A 6,264-nucleotide genomic window follows, 5' to 3' on the forward strand; every position below is an offset into this window, starting at 1 on the left:
CTTCTAAGACTCCACAAGAGTTGAAAGAAGCAGCCAAAGCAATCAAAGACGCGCAAAACGCATTACAAGCTAAAGCAAATAAAGCTGAACTTGAAAAATCAATCGCGACAGCGGAAGGTTTAGGTCAATTGGATGCAAATGACCCAGAAGATAAAGCTGTTCAAGATGCTTTAACAGCAGCGAAAGCAGTTGAAGCAGATCAAAATGCTGATCAAGCAGCAGTCGATGCAGCGAAAAAAGCATTAGATGACGCAATTAATGCTAAAAAAGCACAAGATGCAAAAGAAGCTAAAGAGGCAGCGGATGCAAAACAAGCAGCTTTAGAAGCATTGAAAGCAGAGCTTGAAAAAGCGAAAGCTGTTCAAAAAGATAATTTCACACCAGACAGTGTAAAACCGTTAACTGATGCAGAAACTTCTGGACAGGCGATTGTCGATGCACCAGATGGCAAAACAACTAAAGAAATTGAAGCGGCTACTCAAGCATTAAAAGATGCTCAAAAAGATTTAGTTCAAAAAGCTGATAAAGCTGAGTTACAAAAAGCAATCGATAAAGCAACTGGTTTAGGACAACTTGACCCTGCAGATAAAGAAGACAAAGCAGTCCAAGATGCTTTAGCAACAGCTAATACAGTTAATGATAATCAAAATGCGACACCTCAAGAAGTTCAACAAGCAACAGAAGCATTAAACAATGCAATTGCGGCTAAAGAACGTCAAGACGCATTAGATGAATTACAAAAAGCATTAGACGATGCAAAAGCTGTTAAAAAAGATGACTACAAACCAAGCACTGTAACTCCTTTCGAAACAGCCGTTCAAGCTGGTGAAGCAGCGAAAGCTGATACTTCTAAGACTCCACAAGAGTTGAAAGAAGCAGCACAAGCAATCAAAGACGCACAAAATGCATTACAAGCGAAAGCAAATAAAGCAGAACTTGAAAAATCAATCGCAACAGCTGAAGGTTTAGGTCAATTAGACCCTGCAGATAAAGAAGACAAAGCAGTCCAAGATGCTTTAAACAAAGCGAAAGAAGTTCAAGCTGATCCTAATGCTTCACAAGATGCTGTAGATGCAGCTCAAAAAGCATTAGATGACGCAATTAATGCTAAGAAAGCACAAGATGCGAAAGAAGCTAAAGCAGCAGCTGACGCAAAACAAGCAGCATTAGACGCATTGAAAGAAGAACTTGCTAAAGTTGCTAAAATCGATAAAGATAACTTTACGCCTCATACAGTTGCACCTTTAACTGAAAAAGAGGATGCAGGTAAAGCTATCGTTGCAGCACCTGAAAATAAAACAACTAAAGAAATTGAAGATGCTACACAAGCATTAAAAGATGCAGAAGCAGCGTTACAAGCTAAATCTGATAAAGCAGCATTACAAGCGGCCATCGATAAAGCAAATGCTTTAGGTCAACTTGACCCTACTGATAAAGAAGATAAAGCTCTTCAAGACGCAGTTACTGCAGGTGAAGCTGTCAAAGCGGACGGAAATGCAACACCACAACAAGTTCAAGAAGCAACAAAAGCAATCACTGATGCCATCGCAGCAAAAGAACGTCAAGATGCATTAGATGCATTACAAAAAGCATTAGACGATGCGAAAACTGTTAAGAAAGATGACTACAAACCAAATACAGTTGCACCATTTGAAGCAGCTATTACTGCAGGCGAAGCAGCAAAAGCAGATGCGACTAAGACTCCTGAAGAGTTGAAAGCAGCAGCTAAAGCAATCACTGATGCTAAAAATAATCTTGAAGCGAAAGCTAACAAAGATGAATTGAACAAAGCAATTACTACTGCAGAAGGCTTAACTTTAGATCCAAACGATAAAGAAGGTAAAGCGGTCCAAGATGCATTAGCAAAAGCAAAAGAAGTTCAAGCAGATCAAAATGCTACGCAAGCAACAGTCGATGCAGCAAAAGCAGCATTAGAAGATGCAATTAACGCTAAAAAAGCACAAGATGCAAAAGAAGCTAAAGAAGCGGCTGACGCAAAACAAGCAGCGTTAGATGCATTGAAACAAGAGTTGGCTAAAGCAGCACAAGTTGATAAAAACAACTACACACCAGACAGTGTGAAACCATTGACTGATTCACAAACAGCAGGACAAGCGATTGTTGACGCACCTGAAAATAAAACAACTGAAGAAATTGAAAAAGCAACACAAGCATTGAAAGATGCACAAGCAGGTTTAGTTGCAAAAGCAGACAAAGCAGAACTTGATAAAGCAATCACTGCAGCAGAAGGCTTAACTTTAGATCCAAATGATAAAGAAGATAAAGCCGTTCAAGATGCATTAAATAAAGCAAAAGAAGTTCAAGCAAACCCTAACGCAACTCAAGAAGAAGTTAATGCAGCGAAAGATGCTTTAAATAAAGCAATCGAAGCAAAAACTGCTCAAAATCAAGCAGATGCAGTCAAAGCAGCACTTGATGCATTAAAAGCAGAGCTTGAAAAAGCGAAAGCTGTTCAAACTGATAAATTCACTCCAGATAGTGTGAAACTATTAACTGAAGCTGAAACAGCAAGACAAGCAATTGTTGATGCTCCAACAGGTAAAACTGTTGAAGAAATTAATAAAGCAACACAAGACTTAAAAGATGCCCAAGCAGGTTTAGTCGCAAAAGCGGACAAAACTGAACTTGAGAAATCAATTGCAACTGCAGAAGGTTTAGGTCAATTAGACCCAGCTGATAAAGAAGATAAAGCCGTTCAAGATGCCTTAGCAGCAGCTAAAGCAGTAGAACAAAATCCTAATGCGACACAAACTGAAGTTGATAAAGCGAAAGCAGCGTTAGATGAAGCAATTAATGCTAAAAAAGCACAAGATGAGAAAGAAGCGAAAGCAGCAGCAGATGCCAAACAAGCAGCATTAGATGCGTTGAAAGCAGAGCTTGAAAAAGCGAAAGCAATCAACAAAGATGAGTACACACCAGACAGTGTGAAACCATTAACTGATGCACAAACAGCGGGACTAGCGATTGTTGATGCACCGGATAATAAAACAACAGCAGAAATTGAAGCAGCAACTCAAGCATTGAAAGATGCTCAAAAAGACTTAGTTCAAAAAGCAGACAAAGCTGAATTACAAAAGGCAATCGATAAAGCTAATACTTTAGGTAACCTTGACGCGAATGATCCAGAAGACAAAGCGGTTCAAGATAAATTAGCAGATGCTGAAAGAGTTAAAGCTGATGATAATGCAACGCCACAACAAGTAGCAGAAGCAACAAAAGCATTAAACGATGCTATCGCAGCGAAAGAACATCAAGATGCTTTAGATGAATTAAATAAAGCAATCGACGCAGCAAACGCAGTCAATAAAGCTGACTATAAACCAAATACAGTGAAACCTTTAGAAGATGCAGTTAAAGCGGGCGAAGCTGCAAAAGCGGATGCGACTAAGACTCCACAAGAGTTGAAAGACGCAGCCAAAGCAATTACTGATGCGCAAAAAGCTTTAGAAGCAAAAGCTAATAAAGATGAGTTAAACAAAGCTATTACAAATGCTGACGGTCTAACTTTAGATCCAACAGACGCAGAAGATAAAGCAGTCCAAGATGCTTTAAATAAAGCGAAAGAAGTTCAAGCAGATCCTAATGCTTCTCAAGCAGATGTTGATGCGGCAAAAGAAGCTTTAGAAAATGCAGTGAACGCTAAGAATGCACAAGATGCAAAAGAAGCTCAAGCAGCAGCGAAAGCTAAACAAGACGCTTTAGATGCATTAAAAGCAGAGTTAGAAAAAGTCGCTAAAATTAACAAAGACAACTTCACTCCAAACACAGTTGCACCATTAACTGAAAAAGAGGAAGCTGGTAAAGCGATTGTTGCAAATCCAGATGCGAAAACAACTGAAGAAATCAAAGAAGCAACTCAAGCATTAATTGATGCAGAAAATGCATTACAAGCTAAGTCAGACAAAGCCGCTTTACAAGCAGCGATTGATAAAGCGAATGCTTTAGGTGAATTGAATCCTGCTGATGCTGAAGATAAAGCCGTTCAAGATGCTGTAGCGGCGGGTGAAAAAGTTAAAGCTGATGGCAATGCAACACCACAAGAAGTGGCAGATGCTACAAAAGCAATTAATGATGTCATCGCAGCGAAAGAACATCAAGATGCTTTAGATGAATTACAAAAAGCAATCGATGCAGCAAACGCAGTCAATAAAGATGACTTCAAACCAAATACAGTGAAACCTTTAGAGGATGCGGTTAAAGCAGGTGAAACTGCAAAAGCAGATGCGACTAAGACTCCACAAGAGTTGAAAGACGCAGCCAAAGCAATTACTGATGCGCAAAAAGCTTTAGAAGCAAAAGCTAATAAAGATGAATTGAACAAAGTAATCACTGCTGCAGAAGATTTAACTTTAGACCCAGCTGACAAAGAAGATAAAGCTGTTCAAGACGCATTAGCTAAAGCGAAAGAAGTTCAAGCAGACCCTAATGCTTCTCAAGACGCAGTAGATGCAGCGAAAGCAGCTCTAGAAGATGCAATTAATGCTAAAAATGCTCAAGATGCAAAAGAAGCGAAAGAAGCAGCAGATGCTAAACAAGCAGCATTAGATGCGTTGAAAGCAGAGCTTGAAAAAGCAAAAGCAATCAACAAAGATGAGTACACGCCTAATAGTGTGAAACCATTAACTGATGCAGAAACAACAGGACAAGCAATTGTTGATGCACCTGACAATAAAACAACAGCAGAAATTGAAGCTGCTACACAAGCATTAAAAGATGCTCAAGCAGGTTTAGTTGCAAAAGCAGATAAAACAGAACTTGATAAAGCTATCACAACTGCTGATGGATTGACTTTAAATCCAGCTGATAAAGAAGATAAAGCTGTACAAGATGCTTTAGAAAAAGCAAAAGAAGTTCAAGCAAATCCAAATGCGACTCAAGATGAAGTTAATGCGGCGAAAGATGCATTAAACAAAGCAATTGAAGCTAATACTGCTCAAGATCAAGCAGACGCAAAACAAGCAGCGCTTGATGAGTTGAAAGCAGAACTTGCGAAAGTCGCAAAAATCGACCTTAATCAATACACACCTGATAGTGTTAAACCTTTAACAGATAAAGAAATCGAAGGTAATGCAATTGTAGCTATTCCAGATGGTAAAACAACTGAAGAAATAGAAGCAGCTACACAAGCATTGAAAGATGCCCAAGCTGGATTAGTAGCGAAAGCAGATAAAACAGAACTTGATAAAGCAATCAATAACGCAGAAGGTTTAACATTAGATCCGACTGATAAAGAAGATAAAGCCGTACAAGATGCGTTAGAAAAAGCGAAAGCTGTTCAAGCAAATCCAAATGCAACTCAAGATGAAGTTAATGCAGCGAAAGATGCGTTGAACAAAGCAATTGAAGCGAAAACTGCTCAAGATAAAGCAGACGCAGTGAATGCAGCATTAGACGCATTAAAAGCAGAACTTGAAAAAGCGAAAGCAATCAATAAAGATGATTACACACCAAACAGTGTAAAACCGTTAACTGAAGCTGAAACAACAGGTCAAGCAATTATCGATGCACCAACTGGCAAAACAGTAGAAGAAATCGAAGCAGCAACACAAGCATTAAAAGATGCGCAAGCTGGTTTAGTTCAAAAAGCAGATAAATCAGAGTTACAAAATGCTATTGATAAAGCTAACGCAATTGATAATCTTGAAGCGACTGACAAAGAAGATAAAGTAATCTTAGATGCAGTTGCAGCAGGTGAAAAAGTAAAAGCAGACGGTAACGCAACACCGCAAGAAGTGGCAGATGCTACGAAAGCAATTAATGATGCGATTGCGGCTAAAGAACATCAAGATGCCTTAGATGAATTGAATAAAGCTATCGAAGATGCAAAAGCTGTTAATAAAGATGACTTCAAACCTAACACAGTGAAACCTTTAGAAGATGCAATTAAAGCGGGTGAAACTGCAAAAGCAGATGTGACTAAAACACCAGAAGAGTTAAAAGAAGCGGCTAAAGCAATTAACGATGCAAAAAATAATCTTGAAGCGAAAGCGAATAAAGATGAATTGAACAAAGCTATTACTGAAGCTGAAGGTTTAACTTTAGATCCAAAAGATAAAGAAGACAAAGCAGTTCAAGACGCATTGGATAAAGCAAAAGCTGTTTTAGAAGATCCAAATGCGACACAAGAAGCAGTGGATGCAGCGAAAGATGCGTTGAATAAAGCGGTTGAAGCTAAAGCAACTCAAGATAAAGCTGATGCAGTCAATGCGGCACTTGAAGCGTTGAAAGCAGAACTTGAAAAAG

The 6,264-nt window shown here is 39.0% G+C and carries 1 protein-coding gene; it reads left to right on the plus strand.

Annotated elements, in window-relative coordinates:
- Nucleotides 1-6,264 (plus strand): FIVAR domain-containing protein (locus HMPREF3031_RS11540; RefSeq protein ID WP_180364347.1); only part of this gene is annotated, 6,264 nt, incomplete at both ends.

It is taken from the genome of Staphylococcus sp. HMSC072B07 (assembly GCF_001815505.1).
Taxonomy (GTDB): domain Bacteria; phylum Bacillota; class Bacilli; order Staphylococcales; family Staphylococcaceae; genus Staphylococcus; species Staphylococcus simulans.